The organism is Collinsella sp. TF11-5AC (assembly GCF_003436775.1).
In the GTDB taxonomy this organism is placed as follows: Bacteria; Actinomycetota; Coriobacteriia; order Coriobacteriales; family Coriobacteriaceae; genus Collinsella.
Window position 1 is genome coordinate 1 of sequence record NZ_QSQO01000011.1, and the last position, 23569, is coordinate 23569.

At 60.9% G+C, this 23569-nt stretch carries 25 protein-coding genes and 5 tRNA genes; 29 read left to right on the forward strand and 1 reads right to left on the reverse strand.

Annotated features, from left to right (window positions below):
- The first annotated feature begins 404 nt into the window (after positions 1–404).
- The 24 genes from rsgA to proC all read left to right on the forward strand — a co-directional run bounded on the left by rsgA (position 405) and on the right by proC (position 20664).
- Complete coding sequence (gene rsgA / locus DXD16_RS06175) at positions 405–1358, forward strand: ribosome small subunit-dependent GTPase A (RefSeq protein WP_199408138.1); 954 nt, start codon at positions 405–407, stop codon at positions 1356–1358.
- A gap of 252 nt (positions 1359–1610) precedes the next feature.
- Positions 1611–2270: a Flp pilus assembly protein CpaB gene (gene cpaB / locus DXD16_RS06180; protein WP_226790441.1), complete on the forward strand. Its 660-nt coding sequence runs from the start codon at positions 1611–1613 to the stop codon at positions 2268–2270.
- The gene (locus tag DXD16_RS06185) at positions 2270–3919 is read left to right on the forward strand and encodes a P-loop NTPase (RefSeq protein WP_117655486.1); all 1650 of its coding nucleotides are present in this window, start codon (positions 2270–2272) and stop codon (positions 3917–3919) included. Before cpaB ends, DXD16_RS06185 begins: the two co-directional genes overlap by 1 nt.
- Positions 3916–5244, forward strand: a complete 1329-nt coding sequence (locus DXD16_RS06190; protein WP_117655487.1) for a CpaF family protein — start codon at positions 3916–3918, stop codon at positions 5242–5244. Before DXD16_RS06185 ends, DXD16_RS06190 begins: the two co-directional genes overlap by 4 nt.
- On the forward strand, positions 5217–6143 hold the full coding sequence (locus DXD16_RS06195; protein WP_117634303.1) for a type II secretion system F family protein: 927 nt from the start codon (positions 5217–5219) through the stop codon (positions 6141–6143). The genes DXD16_RS06190 and DXD16_RS06195 overlap by 28 nt, the downstream gene beginning before the upstream one ends.
- Positions 6140–6781: a type II secretion system F family protein gene (locus DXD16_RS06200; protein ID WP_055250542.1), complete on the forward strand. Its 642-nt coding sequence runs from the start codon at positions 6140–6142 to the stop codon at positions 6779–6781. The genes DXD16_RS06195 and DXD16_RS06200 overlap by 4 nt, the downstream gene beginning before the upstream one ends.
- Positions 6782–6791: 10 nt before the next feature.
- Positions 6792–7025 (forward strand): hypothetical protein, encoded by a 234-nt coding sequence (locus DXD16_RS06205; protein ID WP_117628991.1) that lies wholly within the window; start codon positions 6792–6794, stop codon positions 7023–7025.
- The gene (locus DXD16_RS10200) at positions 6989–7552 is read left to right on the forward strand and encodes a hypothetical protein (RefSeq protein WP_147326459.1); all 564 of its coding nucleotides are present in this window, start codon (positions 6989–6991) and stop codon (positions 7550–7552) included. Before DXD16_RS06205 ends, DXD16_RS10200 begins: the two co-directional genes overlap by 37 nt.
- Position 7553: 1 nt before the next feature.
- On the forward strand, positions 7554–7772 hold the full coding sequence (locus DXD16_RS10205) for a hypothetical protein (RefSeq protein WP_055250538.1): 219 nt from the start codon (positions 7554–7556) through the stop codon (positions 7770–7772).
- Positions 7747–8244, forward strand: coding sequence for a TadE/TadG family type IV pilus assembly protein (locus DXD16_RS06215; RefSeq protein WP_231501542.1), 498 nt, complete (start codon positions 7747–7749; stop codon positions 8242–8244). Before DXD16_RS10205 ends, DXD16_RS06215 begins: the two co-directional genes overlap by 26 nt.
- A gap of 64 nt (positions 8245–8308) precedes the next feature.
- A complete protein-coding gene (locus DXD16_RS06220) occupies positions 8309–10369 on the forward strand; it encodes a hypothetical protein (RefSeq protein ID WP_117655489.1) in 2061 nt (686 codons plus the stop codon).
- On the forward strand, positions 10369–10845 hold the full coding sequence (locus DXD16_RS06225; RefSeq protein ID WP_117655490.1) for a TadE/TadG family type IV pilus assembly protein: 477 nt from the start codon (positions 10369–10371) through the stop codon (positions 10843–10845). The genes DXD16_RS06220 and DXD16_RS06225 overlap by 1 nt, the downstream gene beginning before the upstream one ends.
- Positions 10842–11201, forward strand: a complete 360-nt coding sequence (locus tag DXD16_RS06230) for a DUF192 domain-containing protein (RefSeq protein WP_233502638.1) — start codon at positions 10842–10844, stop codon at positions 11199–11201. Before DXD16_RS06225 ends, DXD16_RS06230 begins: the two co-directional genes overlap by 4 nt.
- Positions 11202–11525: 324 nt before the next feature.
- Entirely contained in the window at positions 11526–11810 is a 285-nt protein-coding gene (locus DXD16_RS06240) for a ribbon-helix-helix domain-containing protein (RefSeq protein ID WP_117655493.1), read from the forward strand.
- Between the two features lie 123 nt (positions 11811–11933).
- Positions 11934–12006: transfer RNA gene (locus DXD16_RS06245), tRNA-Phe, on the forward strand.
- A gap of 483 nt (positions 12007–12489) precedes the next feature.
- Positions 12490–13551: a glycoside hydrolase family 5 protein gene (locus DXD16_RS06250; RefSeq protein ID WP_055250529.1), complete on the forward strand. Its 1062-nt coding sequence runs from the start codon at positions 12490–12492 to the stop codon at positions 13549–13551.
- A 6-nt stretch (positions 13552–13557) separates the two neighbouring features.
- Positions 13558–14436 (forward strand): 16S rRNA (cytidine(1402)-2'-O)-methyltransferase, encoded by an 879-nt coding sequence (rsmI, locus tag DXD16_RS06255; RefSeq protein ID WP_117655494.1) that lies wholly within the window; start codon positions 13558–13560, stop codon positions 14434–14436.
- A 69-nt stretch (positions 14437–14505) separates the two neighbouring features.
- A complete protein-coding gene (gene metG / locus DXD16_RS06260) occupies positions 14506–16107 on the forward strand; it encodes a methionine--tRNA ligase (RefSeq protein WP_117655495.1) in 1602 nt (533 codons plus the stop codon).
- 110 nt (positions 16108–16217) lie between these two features.
- A complete protein-coding gene (gene rsmA, locus DXD16_RS06265) occupies positions 16218–17078 on the forward strand; it encodes a 16S rRNA (adenine(1518)-N(6)/adenine(1519)-N(6))-dimethyltransferase RsmA (RefSeq protein WP_117655496.1) in 861 nt (286 codons plus the stop codon).
- Entirely contained in the window at positions 17068–17985 is a 918-nt protein-coding gene (locus tag DXD16_RS06270) for a TatD family hydrolase (RefSeq protein WP_117655497.1), read from the forward strand. Before rsmA ends, DXD16_RS06270 begins: the two co-directional genes overlap by 11 nt.
- A 43-nt stretch (positions 17986–18028) precedes the next feature.
- Positions 18029–18115, forward strand: a tRNA-Leu gene (locus DXD16_RS06275).
- 288 nt (positions 18116–18403) lie between these two features.
- On the forward strand, positions 18404–19342 hold the full coding sequence (locus DXD16_RS06280) for an SPFH domain-containing protein (protein ID WP_055250521.1): 939 nt from the start codon (positions 18404–18406) through the stop codon (positions 19340–19342).
- 6 nt (positions 19343–19348) lie between these two features.
- Positions 19349–19819 (forward strand): 23S rRNA (pseudouridine(1915)-N(3))-methyltransferase RlmH, encoded by a 471-nt coding sequence (gene rlmH, locus DXD16_RS06285; RefSeq protein WP_117655498.1) that lies wholly within the window; start codon positions 19349–19351, stop codon positions 19817–19819.
- 74 nt (positions 19820–19893) lie between these two features.
- Entirely contained in the window at positions 19894–20664 is a 771-nt protein-coding gene (proC, locus tag DXD16_RS06290) for a pyrroline-5-carboxylate reductase (protein WP_117655499.1), read from the forward strand.
- A gap of 157 nt (positions 20665–20821) precedes the next feature.
- On the opposite strand, the gene DXD16_RS10370 is transcribed toward proC, so the two are convergent.
- Entirely contained in the window at positions 20822–20995 is a 174-nt protein-coding gene (locus DXD16_RS10370; RefSeq protein ID WP_168170424.1) for a DUF6724 family protein, read from the reverse strand.
- 111 nt (positions 20996–21106) lie between these two features.
- Between DXD16_RS10370 and serS the strand changes: the two genes are divergently transcribed.
- The 5 genes from serS to DXD16_RS06315 all read left to right on the forward strand — a co-directional run bounded on the left by serS (position 21107) and on the right by DXD16_RS06315 (position 23569).
- The gene (serS, locus tag DXD16_RS06295) at positions 21107–22390 is read left to right on the forward strand and encodes a serine--tRNA ligase (RefSeq protein WP_117655500.1); all 1284 of its coding nucleotides are present in this window, start codon (positions 21107–21109) and stop codon (positions 22388–22390) included.
- A gap of 171 nt (positions 22391–22561) precedes the next feature.
- Complete coding sequence (locus DXD16_RS06300; protein ID WP_117655501.1) at positions 22562–22939, forward strand: hypothetical protein; 378 nt, start codon at positions 22562–22564, stop codon at positions 22937–22939.
- Between the two features lie 77 nt (positions 22940–23016).
- Positions 23017–23093 (forward strand) — tRNA-Arg (locus DXD16_RS06305).
- A 164-nt stretch (positions 23094–23257) separates the two neighbouring features.
- Positions 23258–23334, forward strand: a tRNA-Arg gene (locus DXD16_RS06310).
- Between the two features lie 158 nt (positions 23335–23492).
- A tRNA-Arg gene (locus DXD16_RS06315) sits at positions 23493–23569 on the forward strand.

Genomic DNA, 23569 nt, shown 5'->3' on the forward strand with positions numbered 1-23569 from the left:
CCTCCCATTTCTTGTGTCCAAGAAATGGGAGGCAGTTCACGGGCGGGCCTTCGGATAACCTCTCGGGACCATTGGCTGAGGGAAAGTTTGTGAGCTGGTCGGGCTTTGCCCGGCCAGCTCTTTTTGATTTAAAATACCTGCTCAGTTGTGTGGTTTTGTGCTGGGAGGCATCTGTGGGCAAGGCTAAGGCTAAAGCGAAGAAAAAGACGACGGGGGCGCGGGCTAAGCGTGATCGTCGTCGGAAGCTCGCGACCGAACCCCCTGCATCTGCTGAGGAGTTGCTGGCGAGTGTACCGGGGCTTGACGCGCTGCAGGATGTTCCGGCGTTTGATGACCTGCCGGTCGATGAAGCTCAGCAGGCTGCCTTTGATGATTTCTGCGCACATGCCGAGGAGCCCGAGCAGATGCAGCTTGGCGCCGTGGTGCGCTTGGATCGTGGGTTTCCGCTGGTGGCGACTGCCGACGATACCTTCCGCGCCGAGCATGCCGTGGGATTTGCCAAGTCGCGCGGCGAGGACGAGGTCCTGCTGCCTGCCGTGGGCGACCGTGTGGCGGTGCGCCGCGCTCCCGGGCACGATATGGGCGTGATTGAGTGCGTGCTGCCGCGCCGTACGAGCTTTGAGCGTTGGCGTGGCCGTGCCCGCGGTGAGCGCCAGGTGCTCTGCTCCAACGTTGACAGCGTGCTGATCGTGCAGGCGCTCGGCGCCGGCGAGGTGCTGCTCGATCGCGTGGCGCGCTCACTGGTATTGGCGCTCGATTGCGATGCCGAGCCGGTGGTGGTGCTCACCAAGGCCGACCGCTGCGAGGCCGATGAGCTCGAGCGCGATCTGGACCGCGTGCGTCGTCTGGTGGGTCCGGACGTGCGCGTGATCGTGACGTCTTCTGCCGAGGGCCGCGGTCTGGACGAGGTCCGTGCCTGCGTGCCTGCCGGGAGCTGCGCCATGATTCTGGGCGAGTCGGGTGCCGGCAAGTCGACGCTGCTCAATGCACTGCTGGGCCACGATACGTTGGCGACCGGCGGTGTGCGCGAACGCGACGACCAGGGCCGTCACACTACCGTCGCGCGCGTGATGGTGGCGCTGCCGGGCGACGCCGGCGTGATCGCCGATGCCCCGGGTCTGCGCAGTTTGCCGCTCGTGGGTCACGAGCGGGGTCTGGCACGCGCCTTCCCCGAGATTGTCGAGGCATCGCGTGCGTGCCGGTTTGGCGACTGCACGCATACCCACGAACCGGGTTGCGCCGTTCGCGAGGCCGAGGACGCCGGGCAGATCGACGGCCTGCGTCTGGAAACGTTCCAAAATCTGGCGTCATCCATGCGCGTGAGCGCTCAAATGCTCGATCCCGATGTCCATCTGTAATTGAATTTATCTATGACAGCCGTCTCCCAACTGTTCGGGAGACGGCTTTTTTGCTGCGGAAAAGCCTCGAAACATGCAGTTTGCTGACGTGCTGACCAAAACCTTGTCACGAGCTTGACGGGCTGTTCAGCTTTTGGTCAGCGATTGGTTTGACATCGAAAACCAAGATTGCGATTGCGCCGCTTTGCACTCTGGCCGCCCAGACAATGGTGGTACGGGCATTCGCCCGGCACTGCCATGAGAGGAGCGGCCGTGAACAAGAGCAAGCGCATCGCCATCAGTCTGGTCGCGGGCGTGCTCGCTGCTCTGCTCTGCATGGTTTACGGCTCGTCGATCCGCTCGCAAGCCGAACAGGTCCAGGCTGAGACCTTGGCCAAGTACGGTGGCGATCGCGTCGAGGTATGCGTCGCGGCGCGCGATATCGATGTGGGCGAGACCCTCGATGAGACCAATGTCATAACCCAGGAGTGGCTGACGAGTCTGCTGCCGCGTGACGCGGCGACCGAGCTGCGCCAGGTGCGCGGCGACGTGACGACTTCGCGTATTCCCAAAAACGCCGTGATCTGCAATGTCTACACCAAGGTCGAGAGCCGCAAGCTCGAGGTGCCTAAGGGCAAGGTCGCCGTTTCGGTGGCGGTCGATGCCGAGCACTCGGTCGGCGGTGCTACGGGCGTGGGTAGCTACGTGGATGTGTATGTGCAAAAAGACGGCGTGACCGATCGGCTGTGCGGCGCGTACGTGATCGATACCAGTGAGGATTCCGGTGCCACGCGCGAGGGCAAGATCGAATGGGTGACGCTGGCGGCTGACCCCGAAGACGTCAAGGAACTGCTGGGAGCCTCGGGCAAGGGAACGGTCAGCTTGACGATTCCCGCCACGGCGCGCGGCAAAAAGAGCGGAGGCGACGAGTGATGAAGGCGATCTGGCTTGCGTGCTGCGCGTGCGGCGATTACGGGCTGTTGCAGCGGGAAGTCGAGGGCCGTGATGCGGGTGCACAGGTGCTTCGCGTGGGTGACCTGGACGGGCTGGTTTCCATGGCGCGGGCGTTTCCGTCGCGCCGCGGGGCTGCCATCATCGCGGCGTCTCTGTTTGATACTGAAGATGTGCGCAAGACTGTTGCGCGCCTGACGGCCGAAGGCCGCGTGAGTCGCGTGGTCGTGTTGATAGAAGCGCTCGATCCGTCGGATATCGAGGGGCTGTTTCGCGCGGGGGCGACCGAGGTCATCGCTGCACACAGTATATGCGGCAACGGGCGTGCGGGCGAGGGAGCGGTTGATTCCGATCGGCGCATGACGATTGAGCCCGATGCTTTTGTTGATAGGGAACCCGGGGCGCCTCGCGCTACAAGAGGCCCGCGTGTTGATGATTATGGAAAAGCGGAAGCCGAGCATGGTCGGCGCCCCCGGAACCCCCTTGTAGACGATGACGCTGGAGGGCCGGCGCAGCATGCTGGCGACTCCCCGGCTGTAGATATGGGATACGTGCACGGCGTGAATCTGGCGGATGAACTCGACGAAGTTGAGGGCTTTGCCGGGTGCGGCGAGTTGTCGCTGATGCAGCATGAGCAGATTGTACAGAACGAGCCTGCCTCGCAGACCGAACAAGCTGCCATGCCGGCTTGGACGCAGCGTGTGGTTGCGGCGGGGGAGACGGGTGCGCTGCCACCGACGCCCGCCCCGCCGCCTCCGATGCCGCCGGCAGACGCTGCCGCTCCGCCGCATCGAGCTCCGGTCATCTGCGCTATTTCGGGTTCGGGCGGTTGCGGCAAGTCGACGATCGTTGCCGCCATGGCACACACATCGTCGCTGTTGGGCTTGCGTGCCGCCGTGCTCGACCTGGACCTGATGTTTGGAAACCTTTACGACTTGTTAGGCGTCGATGCTCCGCGCGATATGGCGGCACTTATCGAGCCGTCGGCGGCGGGCACGCTCACCGAGCCGGATATCGTAGCCACATCGATGCGCGTGGCGCCGGGCGTTACGCTCTGGGGTCCCGTCGCGGCGCCCGAGCAAGCCGAGCTCATGGCGCGTCCGGTGGAGCTACTGCTTGATGTTCTGCGTCGCGAATCCGACGTGGTCTTTATCGATACCTCGGTCTTTTGGGGCGACGCCGTGGCGGCTGCGGTGGCGGCGAGCGACCGTTGCCTGGTCGTTGGCGATGCGGCGGTGTCGTCCGCGACATCGGCGTCGCGCGTCATCGAACTGGCAAGTCGAGTAGGTGTGCCGCGCACGCGCATGAGCGCCGTGTTCAACCGGTTCGGTGCGCGCGGGGCAGACGAGGACGTCGCCATGCGCTTTGAGATTGCCTGTGCGTTGAGCTCCAAGATTCGTATCGCCGATGGCGGGCAGGATCTCGCCGCGCTCATGGCGTTTGGGCGCGCTGACGAGGCGGTGGGGCAGACCAGCGCTTTTGCGACTAGCATGCGCGAGGCCACGCGCGAGATGCTCGTGGAACTGGGGTGCGCCGTCGGCCCTTGGAGCGATATGGTCGCCGACCGTGCAACGCGTACCGAACGCCCGCGTATCCGCCTTCCCTGGTCGCGCGAGGGTGATCAGCGATGAGCCTGCAAACGAGGATTAAGGCTGCCGGCGCTGCAGCGGCGGCAGCGCCTGTAGATGCGGGGCGTCGCCGCGCGGTGAAACGACGCACCAAGCGCGCCGTGATGGACCGCATGGGTTACGACGAAGTGGCGCGTATCAGCGCCTATATCGACCCGGCACTTGCCCGCTCGGAATTGCGTCCTGCGGTGGAGGCGGCGCTCAATGTTGAGGAGTCGACCGATCTCGCGACGCCCGAGCGCGAGACCATCATCGACGAGATCTTGGATGACGTGGTGGGCTTGGGGCCGTTGCAGCCGCTCATCGAGGACGACACCGTTACCGAGATCATGATCAACGGCTGCCGCTCGGCTTTCTTTGAACGCGGCGGCGTCTTGTACCCCATCGAGCATGCGTTTGAGGATGATGAGCAGATCCGTGTGCTTATCGACCGCATTATCTCGCCACTTGGCCGCCGTATCGACGAGCGCAGCCCCATCGTCAACGCCCGCCTCAAAACGGGCTATCGCGTCAACGCGGTGATTCCGCCTGTGGCGATTGACGGACCGATTCTCACCATCCGAAAGTTCTCGGACCGTATCTGCTCGCTGGACGAGCTCGTGGGGTTGGGATCGCTGCCGCTTTGGTATGCGCAGCTGCTGTCGTGTGCGGTGTCGCTGCGACAGGACCTGGCGGTTGCGGGAGGCACGGGATCTGGTAAGACCACCCTGCTCAACGCGTTGTCATGTGAGATTTCCACCGGCGAGCGCATCGTGACGATCGAGGACTCTGCCGAGCTCAAGTTTGCGCATCATCCGCACGTGGTGCGCTTAGAGGCGCGCGAGGCTTCAATTGAGGGCGAGGGCGCGGTGACGATCCGCGACCTGGTAACTAATGCCCTACGCATGCGCCCCGACCGCATCGTGGTGGGCGAGGTGCGCGGTGCCGAGTGCTGCGACATGTTGCAGGCCATGAACACGGGCCACGACGGGTCGCTCACCACACTTCATGCGGGTTCAGAACAGGAGACCGTGGTGCGTCTGACGTTGCTTGCACGTTATGGCATCGATCTGCCGAGCGAGCTCATCGAGGAGCAGATTGCCATGGCGCTCGACGGCATCGTGATGTCCGAGCGCCACGCCGATGGCAGGCGTTTCGTCTCCTCGTATTCGGGGGTGCGACGCGCCGCATCGGGTGGCGTAGAGCTCGAGCGCTATGTGACGTTCGATGCCGCCGAGCGCACCTGGACGCTTGACCGCGAGCCGCCGTTTATCGCAGAAGGCCTGCGGTCGGGGACGCTCACACAAGAGGAGGTGGACGAATGGAGATCACTGTGCCCCTCGTCGTAGGGGGCTTGGCAGGGCTTTCTGTCGCGACGGCGTGCGGAGTGGAACCTCGTGTGCCGCAGGTACCGCCGGCGGAGCTGGCACGTCAGGCGCTCGAGACGGTGGCAGAGAAGCTGCCGCGTGAGCTGGTGGAAAACGATCTGCTGAAAAAGATCGCCCGTTCGTGGGCATCGCTGGCTCCGGCGCATCGCCTTGGCCTCGTGATCGAAGATGCTTCGGGACGTTTGGCGTTTCTGCTGCTATCGAGCGGTGTCTGCTGCGTTTTACTAACGATGGTGTCGTTATCGCCCCTCGGATTTGCCTCGGGACTTGTTGCTCCGTTTGCCGTTGGTGCCGCTTGGGATGGCTTTGAGAGCCGGCGCGAGCAACACGATGCAGAAGAGGCAATGCCCGAGGCGTTTACCGCACTTTCCATGTCGCTTGCCTCGGGACATTCGCTGGCCCAGGGCATGCGCTTTGTGGGCGCTCATGCGCAAGAGCCAGTGCATACCGAGTTTTTGCGGGTGGCGGCGGCGATCGATTGCGGCATCTCGGCGACCGACGCGCTCGATGACTTGCTCGTGCGTATCGACGCCCCCGGTCTTTCGCTTGTGACCTTGGCGCTTAAGGTGTCTCAGCGCACCGGCGCTCCGCTTGCCGACTTACTGTCCGAGGCGTCGAGCATGGTGGGGGAGCGCATCGAGCTCAAGCGCCGCCTGGATGTTAAGACGTCGCAGGCTCGCATGTCTGCGCATATGGTCGCGGCGATGCCGGCGGGCATGTGCGCGGTGTTGGCGCTGCTTTCGGCAGATTTTCGTCGCGGTCTTGCGACGCCCGCCGGCGCGGGCGCTGTGGTGTTGGGTCTTGCCCTCAACGCCGTTGCCCTGGTGGTTATCCGGCGCATTATGCGGGTGGAGCTATGAGCGCCCCGGTTGCAGTTGCGGCTTGCCTGTGCGCCCTGAGTGTATTTGTCGCGACGGGTTTGGATCGGGCGGATGCACGCAAGATCGCAGGGGCCTGCAAGCGCGAGGCGGTGCTGGTCGCTGCCGCGGGTCGCTCGGTGGTCGATGCTCTGACCGCGCGAGTGAAGGGCGCGGTTGGAGCGGGCGGCCCGGCGCGAGTGTCGCTCGGCGAAGTGTCCGAGATGATTGATGTTGTGCGCTTGGGTCTTTCGGCCGGTCTTTCGTTTGATGCGGCGCTTGAGATTTTCTGCGCCAACCGCCGGTCAGTGCTGGCTCTTCGCCTTGAGCGCGCCTGCATGGCGTGGCAGGTGGGCGTGGGCACGCGTGAGGACGAGTTGTTGGCCGCCGCGCGCGACCTGGACGTGCGAGCGCTCGAGACCTTTGCCATCACGGTGGGGCAGGCGCTCGCCCTGGGTGCCCCACTTGCCGAGACGCTGGCCGCTCAAAGTCGCGAGATCCGTGCGGCTCATCGCGCCGCGGTCGAGCGCGAGATCGAGCGTGCGCCCGTCAAGCTGCTGATTCCCACCGGCACGCTCATCTTGCCGGCGTTGCTTCTGTCCATATTGGGCCCGCTGCTGGGAGCAGGCGGGATGATGTAGGGAGGAATACATGAACACGATGACTGACACTGCTGGCAAGGTGCAGGGCTGGGCGTTTTGCCGGGCGGCACATGTTCGTCAGCGCGCCAAGGAACTATTGCAGGAGGAGAGTGCGCAGGGTACCACCGAGTATGCCATCTTGGTCGGCGTGCTCGTGGTGATCGCGATTATCGCCATCGTCGCATTTAAGGGCAAGGTCCAAGATCTATGGAACGCTATCAGCGAGGGCATCAACAGCCTGTAGAGGGCGAGCGCCCCGTCGGGGTGCTGCTGGTGTTTGCTTGCCTGACCGTGGCGATAGCGGCGGTGCTTTGGGGGCTTAACGCCGCGCGGCAGCAGCGTCCTGGGACCGCCTCCGATTTGGGCTCAGATTCGGCGGTGGCGTCTCAAAAAGATGAGATGCGAGATGCGGACGATTCGGATGTCGCTGTCACGGCGCAAACCTTTCTGCGGACGCTCGACAAGCGGTCTGGCACTGCGACGGATTCGCCTGGGGGCAACGCGATTGTGGTCCGGCTTGCATGGTCCGAGGACCGACCGATGACCGAAGCGGCGGCGGATATGCTGCGTTCCTATCGCGAGGTACCCACGGCGCAACTTGCTCTGAGCGGCTATCTCGACATCAAGGGAAACGTGTGGGGCGCCATCGTGCGTGACGGACGCGGCTGGGTCGATATGGTGACGGTTGCTGCGGATACTGGCGATGCTTCGTGTCGTCTGCGCGCCGTGCGCCTGGTCCCGCAAACAATAAGCTCAAAGGAGGGGTCGTGAAATGCATGGCGTTCTGCGTGAGGAGGTTGCCCAAGCGACTGTGGAATACGCCATCGTCACGGTGGCGCTGTTATCGATCGTGCTGGCGATTGCGGGGCTTTGGCGTGCTGGCACCGATGGGCGCTTGGCGGCGCTGGTCGAGCGGGCGGCGTCTCACGGCGTCACCTCGACATCGGTTGTCGACGCTGCTGCGGGTGCTGAGGACATCGCGCTGTATTGATATCGCGCGCGAGGACCGGGCGCAGTCTACGGTCGAGGCCGCTTTTTTGCTGCCGACGTTTCTGACGCTCATCCTTCTCGCACTGCAACCGGTGTGTCTGCTCTATACGCGCGCGGTCATGGAGTCTGCCGCCGCCGAGACCGCGCGGCTCATGACCACGACGACGGCGGAGGACGACGATCTTAAGGAGTTCACCCGCCGCCGACTTGCCGCAGTGCCCAACGTTTCGATCTTTCATGCCGGCGGGCCGTTGTCGTGGGATATCGAGCTTGGCCGGGTCGGTGCGGGTGGCGCCTCGTCCGTGTCCGTTTCCGGCGAGGTCAAGCCGTTGCCTGTGATCGGTGCGTTTGTGCAGGCTATGGGTGGTACCGCCGAGGGCGGCTACGTTGAGCTCAAGGTCGATGTCTCGTATCAATCGCGTCCCGAATGGCTGGAGGGAGATTATGATTCGTGGATTGCTGCATGGGATTAAGCGTTTCTGGTCTAGACGCGTTTTGACGCACCGTCCGAGCTGCCATCGCAAGCGAGGCGGCTTTATGGGTCGAGCCGGTGTCGATCTGTTTATCGAAGACGGTGCCTATACCACGCTTTCTTCTGCCGTGGTCATCCTAGTGGTGCTCACATTGTTGTTTTCGTCGACCGCGGCGATATGGAGCATGTCGCGTGCCGGGGACACCCAGGTGGCGGCTGATAGCGGCGCGCTGGCGGGTGCCAACGTGGTGTCGTCCTATCACACGGCTGCCACGGTGGTTGATGCGAGTATCTTGAGTCTGGGGCTGGCGGGGTTTGCCACGATCGGGACGGGCCTGGTCGCCATCCTCATCCCGGGTGCCGAGCCGGTTGCCGGCAATATGGTCGACACCGGGATCGAGATCATTAAAACGCGCAACAAGTTTGCCAAAAGCGCATCGGAAGGCTTACAGAAAATCGAGACGGCTCTGCCGTATCTGATCGCCGCGCGTGCCACGCAGGCGGTGTCGGCGCAGAATACCGATAGTGTGACCTATACCGGTACGGCGCTTGCCGTGCCCAGGACATCCGAGTCGGACTTCGCTGCGATCAAAGGGTCAGAGATCTCGACCGATACCATTAAAGACACATCAGATGATTTAGAGCGTGCGGCCGAGGAGCTGCGGAAGGCTTCTGAGGACACGGCGAAGGCTAAAGAGCGTGCTTGGCTGGCGGATTGTGGTGGGTCTGACAAGGGCTCGGTCGGCAGCTGTTCTTGCATGTGGGAGCGCGCGAAAAGCCTAACGGATCTCTCCGGTGTTCAAAATCCGCATTACTCATCGAGCGTTACGTGGGAGCCTCAAGTTGCCCTTGATCGCGCGAAGGACTACTACCATTGGCGTCTGACAAATGAGAAGCCCCAGGGCTCGAGTGTCGAGATGAAGGCAGAGTCTGCGGCGCGTAAGGCGTTTTATACCTATGCGAACGCGGAGGTCGATCGGGCATATATAACCGAGAACGGAGACAGGGTTTCCTCCTATATTCCGCTGCTGCCGCGCAACTCTGATGAGGTTCGGGCGACGGAACTCTATACCGATGCGGTGTGGCCGACGAGCGTGAACGATGACAAGGCGTATCTGCATTACGGGACGACCTGCCCTAACTATAAGAAAGGGACGCCGAGCGGATTTGCTTCGGTTGCCGATTACGATGGACAGGATAAATGCAGCAAATGCCATTTTGGCGTTTTGTCGCTTGGTGCTGTTGCGGCGCCTTCAACCTCTATCGAAAACGGCTTCGAGTATCACTTTGACAAGTTTAAAGACGCCCTGGAGGACTACGTCGACTGTCGCAACAAGGAGCTCGAGCTCGAGCGTCAGACCGAGGACGAAGCCGACCGTGCGGGCAATGCGTTCGATACCGCCATCAAAGAACTTTCCGGTGAGCGCCCGCGTATCGCTCCGCCCGGTCGCAACGGCGTGGTTGCCTTTGCGGTTTCGGGTGCCATCTCGAGCTCCGATGAACTCAACTCTTCGTTTAACACGGCAGTCAGACTTGGCGATCGCGGTGCCATCTCTGCCGCGGTGCTGGCGCCCGATGGGGCGACGGCGCAAAACAACGTGCTTTCGCGATTTTTCTCGACATTGAAGGAACGCTCGGGCGGCGTTGCCGGCGTGCTCGACGGCGTCATGGATGTCTGGGGACGGCTGCTTGTGGGATACGGAGACATCCAAGGTTCGGCCGACGAACTTATGGACGAGATGATTAAAGGCCTAGGAGGGGGCAGCGGCGCGTTGGGCTCCATTGCATCGTGGCTCGGCGATACCGTTTCGGCGTCCGTGGCGGCGCTGGGTTTGGAACCGTGCGACTTGCGCCTGCGAAAGCCGGTGCTGACTGATTCCGCCAACGTCATTAAGAGCCCGGGGTCTGACATTGCTGGCCTCTCTCAAGCGCAAGACAAACTGCGAAGTATTCCGTTGGGCGTGACCGATCCCAAGGCGCTTTGCGAGGCGTTGGAATATCAAGTCGAACGCACCATCAGCGGTACGGTGTTCACGCTTGCGGAGATTCCTCTGCCCGGCGGCGGCTCCATCCCGCTCACCGTCGATGTCGCCACGCTGGTTGGCGCTCTGGGCGGTGGGTCGTAATGAGTATCCGCATGCGTCTGCGCGAGGAGCGCGCCCAAGCGACGGTGGAGATGGCAGTGGTTACGCCCGTTTTGCTGGTGCTGGCACTCATCGTGTACAACGTCATGATCTTTGCCAGCGCTGTCGCGCGCTTCGACCGCGTGGTGCCCGACATCGTGTTGGCGCACGCCGTGGCGTCGGAGGGGGAGGGCGACGAAAGCTCTGTCGATGCCTCGGCGACGGTCCAGACTCAAATTCTGAATGCCATGGAAGGCTATGACTTGCAGATCGAAGTGTCGAGCGAGCAAGGCGCGGAGGCATCGGATGGTGGTCTGCTCTCCCTATCCGGTACGTTTAGGACCTACACCTGCACCATGCACTATGAGCCGTGGCCGACTTCTCTCAGCATCGCTGGCGTTCCGCTGGGGGCGCCGACAACGTTGTCGCACGAGCGCGCGGTGACGGTCGATCCATGGCGTCCGGGGGTGGTCATGTGACCGCGGTCTCGTCCTACATCGCCTACGCGCGGGCACTCAACAGGCTGGGTTGGACGCCGGCCGAGTTTGCGGTGGCGGAGTCGTTTGTCGTGCGCCTGCGCGGCATGCTGGGACGGTGTCCGGTTGCCGCCAACGGCCTGCCGCTTGTCATGGCGTTTCCACGCTGCTCTTCGGTCCATACGTGTTTTATGGCCTATCCCATCGACATCGCCTTCATCGATCGCGACGGCAATATCCTCGCGCGCTACGAAAACGTATGTCCCTGGCGTATGTGCTCCTGCCCCGGCGCCTGGGCCGCACTAGAGCGCTCTTCAATCATTGTTTCGACCCCTGCTCTCCAACGCGTGCCGGCTTAAGAATTGGCGACAGCGGACTTTCGTCATACGAAATTGGGTAAGATGGAGGAGAAGATGCATGGATGTTGAGATCCATCCCAACGCTAAAAAGCACCTGACAGAAAAGCAGGTGCTTAGCGTTTGGCTTGCGGTTACTGAGTGCATTCGTCGCGAGTCGAAGGACGAGCCGCCGAGATGGCTTGCGATTGGATGGCTCCCAGACGGACGAAGCGTGGAGCTTGCCGCGGTCGAGCTTGTCCGTGGGTGGCTTATCATTCATGCCTTGTCTCCAGTCCAGAAGAAATTTTGGCAGGAGATTGAACGGGCTCGGCAAAGGGGTCGATGATGGGCAAGACGTATACGGCCGCTAATGGTCAGGTTGTAACGGATGAAACGATTGACGCGTGGTGCGAGTCGTACGAGCGCGGAGAGTTTCCGGATGGCGAACACACCGTTGGTGGGATCGTGCATGGACGGCCCCCACTCTCAGGTGAGGGGACGGCAACGCTGTCGGTCAAGATTCCTCCGGGAATGAAGGAGGCCATTCGTCGACGGGCGGCTGCCGAGGGGATGACGCCAAGTGAGTTTGCCCGTGCGGCTCTGAGCGAAAAACTTCTTGCTGCCGGCTGATGCCTCTGACGTGCCGATTTATAGAACCGAGGCTGTGCTCAAAAACTTTTTTGAAATTCTCGGTTGACCGGAACGCGTCCTTGGTTATACTAATCAAGCCTTGAAACAAGGCACACCTCAAATGGCTGGGTAGCTCAGTTGGTAGAGCAGAGGACTGAAAATCCTCGTGTCAGGGGTTCGATTCCCTTCCCCGCCACCTTGAATTGACTAGGACCTCTGCAAAGGGGTCCTTTTCTTTTATGCAGCCCCTACATGGAATCGAACCCCGTGAGGGCGCGGAGCTGAGTAAACGCGTAAGCGTTTGCCAGCGCAGCTCGCAAGGCGCGTAAGCGCCGCAGCGGTCCGTCCGCGCAGCGCGCGGACGCGATTCCCTTCCCCGCCACCTTGAATTGACTAGGACCTCTGCAAAGGGGTCCTTTTCTTTTATGTAGGGTTCTGCGGAAAATGCGCCCCATTATTGAGCGATAGAACGGGACATGCTTTCCGGTGCCTGCCTTTGGCGCGCGTACACACCTCGTCGCACCATTCCGAGCCCGTCTGCTCCCAGACATTCCTCCCACTTTCGCGTCACTTTGCAGACCGTTCGGTCGCCTGTCCGCACACGCGGGTATACTCAAAACGATAATTATCCTACGCAATACGATGCGGGTTCGACCTGCATGATCCGAAGGGGGCAGTGATGGAGAGGATACTCGGCGTTAATCTCTCTGGCTGGTTTATTCCCGAGCCTTGGGTGACCCCGTCGCTGTACGCGGCGACCGGTGCATCCAACGCGGCCGAGCTACAGGAGGCCATGGGTACCGCCGCCTATAACGAGCGCATGCGCCGCCATTACGAGACGTTTGTGAGCGAGGACGATTTTCGCCGCATGGCGCAGATTGGCCTCAATGCCGTGCGTCTGCCGGTGCCCTGGTATGCCTTTGGCTCACAGGGGTCCGATGCGTCCTACATCTCGGTTGTCGACTACATTGACCGTGCAATTGAGTGGGCTGCCAAGTACGACATCCGCGTGCTGCTCGATCTGGCAACCGTGCCCGGTGGCCAGGGCGATTCCAACGATTCGCCCACCACGCCGGAGGCTGTCGCCGAGTGGCATTCGTCCACCAACGGCCGTCATGTCGCACTCGACGTGCTCGAGCGCTTGGCCGATCGCTATGGCGAGGCCGAGAGCCTGCTGGGCATTGAGCTGCTGGACACGCCGCAGATGAGCGTTCGCAAGAGCCTCTTCACCATGACGGATGGCATTCCGGCCCACTACCTGCGCAATTTCTATCGCGATGCCTACGAGCTCGTCCGTTCGTATATGCCCGAGGATAAGATCGTCGTCTTCTCGTCGTCGGGGCATCCCAGCGAGTGGAAGCATTTTATGCGCGGCGCCAAGTACAAGAACGTCTACATGGACCTTCACCTGTACCATTACCGCGACGAGTATGCGCTCGACATCACGAGCCCTCGCGGGCTGACGACGGCGATTTCGCGTAACAAGCGCGAGCTTAAAGAGGCGATTTCGACTGGGTTCCCCGTGCTGGTGGGCGAATGGTCGGGCGCGGCGATCTTTGCCAACTCGTCGGTTACGCCCGAGGGCCGCAATGCCTACGAGCGCGTGTTTATCGCCAACCAGCTGGCTTCGTTTGCGCCGGCTGCCGGTTGGTTCTTTCAAACGTGGAAGACCGAGAAGCGCATTGCAGCATGGGACGCCCGCGCGGCGCTCGGTACGCTCGAGCGCGGCATGATTGAATAGGTTGATATGACGCAAAACAGCGCCCATACGGGCAAACTCTATGTGGTCGGCACGCCCATCGGCAACCTAGGCGACCTGTCCTCGCGCGTTGGCGAGGCTTTTGCCGCCGCCGATGCCATTTGCTGCGAAGACACGCGTGTGACGTCAAAGCTGCTGATGCACCTGGGTATTTCCAAGCCGCTTGTCCGTTGCGACGAGAATGTGATCGCTAGCCGCGCTGCCGGCCTGGTCGACCGTCTGCTGGCGGGGGAGACCCTCGCCTTTGCCTCGGACGCCGGCATGCCGAGCGTGTCCGATCCCGGCCAGGCGCTGGTCGAGGCGGCGCGTGAGGCCGATGTGCCTGTCGAAGTTATTCCCGGACCCTCTGCTTGCGTCACGGCACTCGTTTCGTCCGGCATTCCCTGCGAGCATTTTTTCTTCGAGGGCTTTTTGGGCCGAAAGCACGGCGACCGTGTGCGCCGTTTGCAGCGCCTTGCCGTGGTGCCCGGCGCACTCATCTTCTACGAGTCTCCACATCGCATCGTGGCGACGCTCGAGGCCGTGGCGGAGGTCTTTCCCCAGCGTGAGCTTGCCGTCTGCCGCGAACTCACCAAGCTGCACGAGGAGGTCTTGCGCGGGCCCGCTGACCAGCTTGCCGAGGAGCTGCGTGCTCGCGGCGAGGTAAAGGGCGAGATTGCGCTGGTCATCGCGCCGCCGAGCGAGGACGAGGAGGCCGGCATCGCGCCGGTTGGCGCTGCGGTAGCGGATCCCGACGATGCCCTGCGCGAGGATATCCGCACCGCGCTCGAGGAGGGGGAGCCCGCCTCTGCGGTGGCCAAGCGCCTGTCTCAGAAGTATTCGCGCCGCAAGCGCGATGTCTATGCCATGGTGCTCGATATGCAATAGATGGAGGATATCCAGCCCTTGCGCTAGAATCATCCCCTGTATGCAACGTTTTTCTGGAGGACAAACCCCATGGATCAAAGCAAGCCTTCGTTCTTTATCACGACGCCCATCTACTACGTCAACGCCGATCCGCACCTGGGCACGGCTTATTCCACCATCATCGCCGACGTTCAGGCTCGCTATCGCCGCTCCGCCGGCTATAACGTCAAGTTCCTGACCGGCATGGACGAGCACGGCGAGAAGGTCGCCGAGGCCGCAGCCAAGCATGGCATGACGCCGCAGGAGTGGACCGACAGCCAGGCTCCGCACTTCAAGGAGCTTTGGAGCAAGCTCGAGATCTCCAACGACGACTTCATCCGCACCACCGAGCCGCGCCAGCATCATGCCGTGCAGTACCTGTGGGAGCGCATGAAGGAGTCCGGCTATCTGTATAAGGGCAGCTACGACGGTTGGTATTGCGTGCCTGACGAGACCTACTTCACCGATACGCAGGTCCAGAAGGGCGACGAGGAGTACGGCAGCGTCGGCCAGCATCTATGCCCCGACTGCCACCGTCCGCTTGAGCGCGTCCAGGAGGAGTCCTACTTCTTTAAGCTTTCCGCCTTCCAGGACAAGCTTCTCAAGCTCTATGACGAGCACCCCGACTTTGTCGAGCCTGCGTTCCGCATGAACGAGGTTCGCAGCTTTGTCGAGGGCGGCCTCAACGACCTTTCCGTGAGTCGCACGAGCTTTGACTGGGGCATCCAGGTTCCGTTTGACGAGGGCCATGTGACCTATGTATGGTTTGACGCGCTGCTCAACTATATGACGGCCGTCGGCTACGGTGTCGACACCGACGAGGCGCGTGCCGAGCTGGCCTATCGCTGGCCCGCGCAGTTCCACATCGTGGGTAAGGACATCATCCGCTTCCACTGCGTCATTTGGCCCGCCATGCTCATGGCCATCGGCGAGGCCCTGCCCGAGCACGTCTTTGCCCACGGCTTCCTGACCGTGCGCAATGCCGAGACCGGCAAGGCCGAGAAGATGTCCAAGAGCCGCGGTAACGCCATCGCTCCGCAGGACGTTATCGACATGCTGGGCGTCGAGGGCTATCGCTACTACTTTATGACCGATGTCGTTCCCGGTACCGACGGCGCCATCAGCTTCGATCGCATGGAGCAGGTCTACAACGCCGACCTGGCCAACAGCTGGGGCAACCTTATCTCGCGTTCGCTCAACATGAGCGGCAAGTACTTTGACGGTTGCGCGCCCGCCAAGCCCGCATCGTTCGATGCGTTCGACAACCCGCTGGCAAAGATCGCCGATGGCCTGGTCGACCGCTACATGGCCAAGATGGACGTGCTCGATTACGGCGGAGCCAAGGATGAGGTCATGGAGCTCATTCACGCCGCCAACCACTACATCGAGGACTCCGAGCCTTGGGCACTTGCCAAGGACGAGGCCAAGGCTGACGAGCTGGCGTTTGTGATCTACAACCTGCTCGAGGCCATCCGCATTGCCGCTCACCTGCTGATGCCGCTCATGCCTCAGACCTCTGCCGAGGCCCTGCGCCGCCTGTCCTGTGAGGGCGAGGCCGCGAGCGACGACCTCAAGGGCATTTGCACTTGGGGCCTGCTTGCCGGCGGTCAGCCCGTCGAGAAGGGCGATCCGCTGTTCCCGCGTCTGGCGTAGAGACCGCGCGAGCGCCATATCGGCAATTTGCTGTTTAGCTGTAAGGGCATGGCCGCCACGGTCCATGCCCTTTTGTTTCAAGACGCCGCCATCATGCTAAGGAGGCAACCATGACAACTTCGCCTTTGGCAAACCCCACGGCCACCAGGGAGCTGCTGGAGGAGTTTGGCCTTGCGACCAAGCATCGCCTGGGCCAGAACTTTCTAATCGACAATCATGTGATCGAACGTATCTGCGAGCTTGCCGAGCTTGCAGGTGACGAGCGCGTACTCGAGGTGGGTCCAGGTTGCGGTACGTTGACACTTGCGTTGCTGCAGGAAGCGGCGTGCGTTACGTCCATTGAGGCCGATCCCGAGCTTGAGCCGGTGCTCGATGCCCATGCCGCCGACTATGCCAACTTCCGCTTTATCATGGGCGACGCGCTTAAGGTGGGCCCGGAGCAGATTGAGCAGGCTGCGGGCGGTGAGCCGACGGTATTTGTCGCGAACTTGCCCTATAACGTGGCGGCGACGATCATTTTGCAATTTTTCCAGACGATGCCGGCGCTCAAGCGCGCCGTCGTCATGGTGCAAAAGGAGGTTGCCGATCGCATTGCCGCAGTGCCGGGCAACAAGACCTATGGCGGCTATACGGCAAAGCTTGGCCTGTATGCGCAGGTAACGGGTCGCTTTGAGGTGCCGCCGCGTTGCTTTATGCCGGCACCACACGTGGACTCGGCCGTCGTGCGTATCGACCGTGTTGACGGTGTAGTGCCCGAAGGACTCGATCGCGAATTTGTGGCCCGCGTGATTGACGCTGCATTTGCTCAGCGTCGCAAGACCATCCGCAATTCCATGAGCGCCAACGGCTTTGCCAAGGACGTGCTCGATGCCGCCTTTGAGGCTTGCGGTATCGCACCCACCACGCGCGCCGAGACGCTTGATGTTGCCGACTTTGTCCGTCTGGCCCAGGAGCTAATCCATGATGCCTAATGCCGAACGTGTGACGTTTACCAAGAAAAAGAAGACGGTTGCTTGTCCCGTGCCCTTGGCGCCGCTTGCCGACACGCATGCGCATCTGCTTTCGTTCTGGGGCAAGGATGTGCCCGAGACACTCGTGCGTGCCAAGGCGGCAGGCATCGACCTGTTGGTGACGGTCTTCGACCCCATCGCCGACAAGCGCAGCGTGACGGACTATAGCGACTGGCTGACGCGCGAAATTCTGCCGATGCAGGATATCCCGCAGATCAAGTATCTTGCCGGCGTGCATCCGTATGGCGCGCCGGACTATACCGACGACATTCACGCGCAGGTTGTTGCTGCGCTTGATGACCCTTTGTGCGCCGGTATTGGCGAAATCGGTCTGGACTACCACATGGATTACGACGACGACATCACGCCGGCGCCCCACAGCGTGCAGATTGATTGCATGGCACGTCAGCTCGAAGTCGCCGTGCGCTGCAATGTGCCGGTGGAGTTGCACCTGCGGCACGAGGACTCGGATGGGGAGCGCACCTCGCATATGGATGCGTACAACGTGCTTCGTGAGGTGGGCGTGCCCCAGGCCGGTTGTGTGCTGCACTGTTTTGGCGAGGACCGCGCCACGATGGAGCGCTTTGTGGAGCTGGGCTGCTATATCGCCTATGGTGGTGCGGCTACCTTTAAGCGCAACGACGACGTGCGCGAGGCATTTGCGGCAACCCCACTCGATCGAATTTTGTTCGAGACGGATTGCCCGTATATGGCTCCGGAGCCCATCCGCGGTCTTGAATGCGAGCCCGCAATGATCTCCATTACGGCAAACGCGCTGGTTAACGACCGTGTCGATCGCACTGGTGAGGACGCCGAAACAATCGCGCATGCCGCTTGGGAAAATGCCTGCAAACTTTTTCAAAAATAGTTCTTGCGTTCGCGGTGGCGCTCCGTTATTCTAATTCCTGCACGCGGGCGTGGCGGAATTGGCAGACGCGTACGGTTCAGGTCCGTATGGGGGCAACCCCATGAAGGTTCAAGTCCTTTCGCCCGCACCATTAAATGAAAGAGCTCCCAGCAATGGGAGCTTTTTTGTTATGTGCTCATCGCAGGGACTTGAACCTGTGAAGGAGCGAGCGTCAAGAAAACGCGGAGCGTTTTTAGCGAGCTGGCGAGTCCGCCGGCAGGCGGGCGAAGCCGGTGCGGATCCGCGAAGCGGATACGCGGACGTCCTTTCGCCCGCACCATGGATTGAAAGAGCTCCCAGCAATGGGAGCTTTTTTGTTATGCACGATCTCCTTGGACGGGTATCCTAATGCCAACGTGTGCCTATCAGAGGAGAGACCATGCTGTTTTCCGGTATCATCGCCGCCCTTACCAGCCTTTTGATTCCCATCATCATCCTGTTGTTGCTGCTCCCCAACGCCTGCTACGTCGTTGAGCAGCAGCACGCTGTGATCATCGAGCGCTTGGGTAAGTTCAATCGTATCGTCAACGCGGGCTTCCACGTGAAGGTGCCCGTGATTGACCGCAAGGCCGCCACGGTGAGTCTGCGTACCATGAAAAATGGTTTTGGCATCGACGTTAAGACCCAAGACAACGTGACCATTGGCCTTGAGGTCTCCGCTCAGTACCACGTGAGCTATGACATGGGCGCCGGCCCGGCAGATTCGGGCATCTACAAGAGCTACTATATGCTGCAGGAGCCCGTCGACCAGATGCGCGACTTCATCACCGACGCCCTGCGCTCCTCCATCCCCGTCTACACACTCGATGAGGTCTTTGCCAAGAAGGATGACATCGCCAAGGATGTCAACGCTACCGTTTCCGAGCAGATGGCCGCCTACGGCTTCACCCTCGTGTCGACGCTCATCACCAAAATCGCACTGCCGACCGAGGTTGAGAACTCCATGAACGACATCAACGCTGCCCAGCGCAAGCGCGCTGCCGCGCAGGAACTCGCCGAGGCCGACCGCATCAAGCGCGTCACCGAGGCGACCGCCGAGGCCGAGGCTATGGAAAAGGCGGGTGAGGGCATCGCCAACCAGCGCAAGGCCATCGCGCTGGGTATCAAAGATTCGCTCGAGATCATCCAGGAGACGGGTGTCGGCAATGACGAGGCCAACCAACTGTTCATGTTTACGCAGTGGTCCGAGATGATGACGGAGTTCGCTCGCACGGGTAAAACCTCGACGGTCGTGCTGCCGAGCGACTTTTCGCAGTCGGCCTCGATGTTCGAGCAGATGCTGGCCGCCGGCAAAGTTCAAAACGATTCGAAGGAGTAGACGCGCGTGAAATACACCGTCGTTTGCGTCGGTAAGCTCAAGGAGCGCTTTTGGAAGGACGCGTGCGCTGAGTACACCAAGCGCCTAGGTGCCTATGCCAAGGTGGATATCCGCGAGGTGGCCGATATCGACCCGGCTAAGGCGGGCGGCGTGGATGCCGCGCGCGACAAGGAGGGGGCGGCGATTCTTGCCGCCTTGCCATCTCGAGCGCATGTGATCCTGCTGGCTATCGAGGGCAAGGAGCGCTCGAGCGAGGAGTTTTCGGCGAGGCTCGACGATCTTATGCTGCGAGGCAGCAGCGACATTGCCTTTGTAATCGGCGGTTCGGACGGCGTGAGTGATGAGGTGCGCGCCCGCGCCGACGAGATGCTCAGCTTTGGACGCATTACCTTGCCGCATAACCTGGCGCGTGTGGTGCTGCTAGAGCAGATTTACCGTGCCTGCAAGATCAGTCGTGGCGAGCCGTATCACAAGTAGGTCGGCAATACGAAACAATAGCGTGGGACAATGACTTTCGTTTTTGAGGAACGCATCTGAGAGGACTGTGTGATATGAAGATCGGATTTGTCGGTTTTGGCAATATGGCGAGTGCTATGGCCGATGGCTGGATTGCCGCCGGCGTGGCCGCGGGCGACATGTGCGCCTGCGCAGGCCGCTACGATGCTTTGGTCGAGCGTTGCGAGGTGCGCGGCATGGTCGCCTGCCACGATGCCGCCGAGGTTGTCGCCGCATCCGATATCGTGGTCGCTGCGGTCAAACCGTACATGATCGAGAAGGTATTCGCCCCGCTCAAGGATGCTCTTGCCAAAAAGGTCGTTCTGTCGGTTGCCTGGACCTGGGACAGTGCCAAGTGGGAGCAGGTCCTGCCGGGCGTCGCGCATATCTCGACGGTGCCCAACACGCCGGTTTCGGTGGGCGAGGGCGTCATCGCCTGCGAGAAGGCTTCGACGCTTAACGACGAGCAGCGTGCTGTGGTGCTCGACCTGCTCGGTAAGCTTGGCGCTGTCGTCGAGCTCGACACAAGCCTGCTGTTTGTGGGCGGCACGGTGGGTGGTTGCGCTCCGGCGTTTGTCGCCATGGCAATCGAGGCCCTGGGCGATGCGGCGGTCAAGCACGGTATCCCGCGTGCGGATGCTTATCGCATTGTGAGCCAGATGGTGCTGGGTACGGCAAAGCTGCAGCTTGCAACTGGCCAGCATCCTGCGGCGATGAAGGATGCCGTATGCTCGCCCGGCGGTGCCACCATCAAGGGCGTCGTTGCACTCGAGGACGCCGGCATGCGCAGCGCCCTGGTCAAGGCAATCGACGCAACCCTCCAGTAAAACCGACCAAAAAAGGGACAGTTTATTTTGGCAGGTTTTTCCTGCGGTTTTGTCCTTTTAGCGAAAAGTGCCCCGCAACTGGCTCAATTCCAGTTGCGGGGCACTTGCGTTTGCCCAGATAAAACCGACCAAAATAAACCTGTCCCTTTTTGGCAGGTTAGTCCCAGAAGCTGTCTTCTTCGTCCTCGGACTTGGGGCCGCGGTCGACATACATCTTATGGGTGCGCTTCTCCATTACAAAGGCAATAATCGCAAACAGCAGGATGCCGCCGGCGAAAAGGATGGCAAAACCGGTGCGGGTGCCAAACAAAAAGGAAAAAACTGCGTCCATTGGGTGCCTTCTTGCGTAGTTGAGTTGGGTCGTAAACGCTCATAAGTATATACTTGCCCATACATGTACAAGGTTGCAACCTAAATGGAATGTATATCGCCGGAGGATCTAATGCTTGATATCAAGTTTGTTCGCGAGAACCCCGATGCCATCGATGTCGCCATGGCTAACCGCCAGACGTCTTGGGATCGCGAGAAGTTCTTTGAGCTCGACGACGAGCGTCGTGCCGTCATCACCGAGGTCGAGGAACTTCAAGCTACGCGCAACGCCGAGTCCAAGAAGATCGGCGCCCTGATGAAGGAGGGCAAGAAGGACGAGGCCGAGGCCGCCAAGGAGGCCGTGCGCGCCGTCAACGAGAAGATTGACGGTCTGGCCGAGCGCCGCACTGCTCTCGAGCAGGAGCAGTACGACTTCATGGCTCACCTGCCCAACATTCCTTGCGAGGCCACGCCGTACGGCAAGGACGAGGACGAGAACATCGAGCGCCGTCGTTGGGGCACCCCGCGCGAGTTCGACTTCGACTTTAAGCCGCACTGGGATCTGGGCACCGACCTCGACATCCTTGACTTCGAGCGCGGCAACAAGCTCTCCGGCAGCCGCTTCACCGTTCTCGGTGGCGCCGGCGCCCGTCTTGAGCGCGCCCTCATCAACTTCTTCCTCGATACGCACACCAGCCGTGGTTTTAAGGAGTGGTGGCCGCCCATCGTCGTCAAGCGTCAGACCATGTTCGGCACGGGCCAGCTGCCCAAGTTCGAGGACGACGCCTATCACGTCTCGGGCGACAACTTCCTGATCCCCACCGCCGAGGTCGTGCTCACCAACCTGCACGCCGGTGAGGTCCTCGACGCCGATACCCTGCCGCGCCGCTACACCGCCTTCACCCCCTGCTTCCGCGAGGAGGCCGGCTCCGCTGGTCGCGATACCCGCGGCATCATTCGCCAGCACGAGTTCGACAAGGTCGAGATGGTAAAGTTTGCCAAGCCGGAGGAGTCCGACGAGGAGCTCGAGAGCATGACCGCCGAGGCCGAGTACCTGCTGCAGCAGCTGGGCCTTCCGTATCGCGTGATTAGCCTGTGCACCGGCGACTTGGGCTTCTCTGCCCGTCAGACCTACGACGTCGAGGTCTGGCTGCCGAGCTACAACGCCTACAAGGAGATCAGCTCCTGCTCCAACTGCGGTGACTTCCAGGCCCGTCGCGCCAACATCAAGTATCGCGACCCCGAGAACTTCAAGGGTTCGTGCTATCTGCACACCCTCAACGGTTCCGGTCTGCCGGCTGGCCGTACCATGGCAGCCATTCTGGAGAACTACCAGAACGCTGACGGCACCATCACGATCCCCGAGGTTCTGCGTCCCTACATGGGCGGCCTCGAGAAGATCGAGCCGGTCGCGTAGATTGGCTGCATAAGCGATTTGCTAGGGCACTCCTTTTTGGGGTGCCCTTTTTGTGTACGGCCATACCATGCTGTGCGGACAGCTCAATAGAAAACACACGAACAACTGTTCTGTATACAGCCATCTACCTGCTATGCTTTTGCTAAATAAGAGCGAGAGAAAGGGGACGCGATGGAGCTGTTTGATGATCGGGTGGTTTTGTTTGAGAGCGACGAGGGCGGGGAGTACCTGCTTGTGACGTGTGAGCCGTCTGGCATGGGTGGCCTGGTGGTTCGACAGACGAGCGAGGGGCCGTTGACGCAATGGTGCTACGAGGAGTCGCCTCATGTGGTTGAGACGTTTGTGGCGCACGAGGGGCTTGTGGCCCTAGAGCATTTCTATGGGGTCCAGACATCTAATCAGGTTGCTCGCATGTTGAGTATCTCGTTTGCCGATTATGATTGTGCCCAGCGGGTGAGATCGCTCCTGAGGGAACTTGATGCTAAGTTTGGCGTGATCGAAAAGCCAATCGATCGTACGGGGAACGACGGTATATGCGGAGCAGCATGACAAAACTGCGTTCCACAAAAAAGTTTGAGATTGTGCTTGACTCCAATAAGCTAAAGTGGTTTTATATGTTTTGCGCTGCGGCGTTACCTCAGCTGGATAGAGGGTCTGACTACGAATCAGAACGTCATAGGTTCGAATCCTATACGCCGCACCAATTGAAATTCAAAGCCTCCGGCAACGGGGGCTTTTCTTTTATGGCAACACCGCATGGATTCGAACCTCGGTCGAGGCGCGGGCGTCTTAATCATCACTTCGTAAAATTTTTCCAAATTGTCGCTTGACCCATCGAGGGGTCACGTGCATAATAATCCGTGCGTTGCGGCGTTACCTCAGCTGGATAGAGGGTCTGACTACGAATCAGAACGTCATAGGTTCGAATCCTATACGCCGCACCAATTGGCTTTAAAGCTCCCGGCGACGGGGGCTTTTCTTATATCGCGATGCGTCGAAGATCGCGCCAAGCCCTCCAAATGATTAAAAATCAAATTCGATAACTTTTTTTGAAAAAATGCTTGACCATTATTCAGTCCCTGTGCATAATAATCAACAAGTCGCGGCGTTACCTCAGCTGGATAGAGGGTCTGACTACGAATCAGAACGTCATAGGTTCGAATCCTATACGCCGCACCA

Bases quoted from the DNA above. Each gene is read 5' to 3' on its own strand.
- DXD16_RS06205 (WP_117628991.1), top strand. From the start codon at position 6,792: ATGAACACGATGACTGACACTGCTGGCAAGGTGCAGGGCTGGGCGTTT.
- DXD16_RS06270 (WP_117655497.1), top strand. From the start codon at position 17,068: ATGATGCCTAATGCCGAACGTGTGACGTTTACCAAGAAAAAGAAGACG.
- DXD16_RS06195 (WP_117634303.1), top strand. From the start codon at position 5,217: ATGGAGATCACTGTGCCCCTCGTCGTAGGGGGCTTGGCAGGGCTTTCT.
- DXD16_RS06240 (WP_117655493.1), top strand. From the start codon at position 11,526: ATGGGCAAGACGTATACGGCCGCTAATGGTCAGGTTGTAACGGATGAA.
- serS (WP_117655500.1), top strand. From the start codon at position 21,107: ATGCTTGATATCAAGTTTGTTCGCGAGAACCCCGATGCCATCGATGTC.
- DXD16_RS10200 (WP_147326459.1), top strand. From the start codon at position 6,989: ATGGAACGCTATCAGCGAGGGCATCAACAGCCTGTAGAGGGCGAGCGC.
- metG (WP_117655495.1), top strand. From the start codon at position 14,506: ATGGATCAAAGCAAGCCTTCGTTCTTTATCACGACGCCCATCTACTAC.
- rsmI (WP_117655494.1), top strand. From the start codon at position 13,558: ATGACGCAAAACAGCGCCCATACGGGCAAACTCTATGTGGTCGGCACG.
- DXD16_RS06200 (WP_055250542.1), top strand. From the start codon at position 6,140: ATGAGCGCCCCGGTTGCAGTTGCGGCTTGCCTGTGCGCCCTGAGTGTA.
- DXD16_RS06250 (WP_055250529.1), top strand. From the start codon at position 12,490: ATGGAGAGGATACTCGGCGTTAATCTCTCTGGCTGGTTTATTCCCGAG.
- DXD16_RS06185 (WP_117655486.1), top strand. From the start codon at position 2,270: ATGAAGGCGATCTGGCTTGCGTGCTGCGCGTGCGGCGATTACGGGCTG.
- proC (WP_117655499.1), top strand. From the start codon at position 19,894: ATGAAGATCGGATTTGTCGGTTTTGGCAATATGGCGAGTGCTATGGCC.
- DXD16_RS06280 (WP_055250521.1), top strand. From the start codon at position 18,404: ATGCTGTTTTCCGGTATCATCGCCGCCCTTACCAGCCTTTTGATTCCC.
- DXD16_RS06300 (WP_117655501.1), top strand. From the start codon at position 22,562: ATGGAGCTGTTTGATGATCGGGTGGTTTTGTTTGAGAGCGACGAGGGC.
- DXD16_RS10370 (WP_168170424.1), bottom strand. From the start codon at position 20,995: ATGGACGCAGTTTTTTCCTTTTTGTTTGGCACCCGCACCGGTTTTGCC.
- rsgA (WP_199408138.1), top strand. From the start codon at position 405: ATGCAGCTTGGCGCCGTGGTGCGCTTGGATCGTGGGTTTCCGCTGGTG.
- rsmA (WP_117655496.1), top strand. From the start codon at position 16,218: ATGACAACTTCGCCTTTGGCAAACCCCACGGCCACCAGGGAGCTGCTG.
- DXD16_RS06225 (WP_117655490.1), top strand. From the start codon at position 10,369: ATGAGTATCCGCATGCGTCTGCGCGAGGAGCGCGCCCAAGCGACGGTG.
- DXD16_RS10205 (WP_055250538.1), top strand. From the start codon at position 7,554: ATGCATGGCGTTCTGCGTGAGGAGGTTGCCCAAGCGACTGTGGAATAC.
- DXD16_RS06190 (WP_117655487.1), top strand. From the start codon at position 3,916: ATGAGCCTGCAAACGAGGATTAAGGCTGCCGGCGCTGCAGCGGCGGCA.
- DXD16_RS06220 (WP_117655489.1), top strand. From the start codon at position 8,309: ATGGGTCGAGCCGGTGTCGATCTGTTTATCGAAGACGGTGCCTATACC.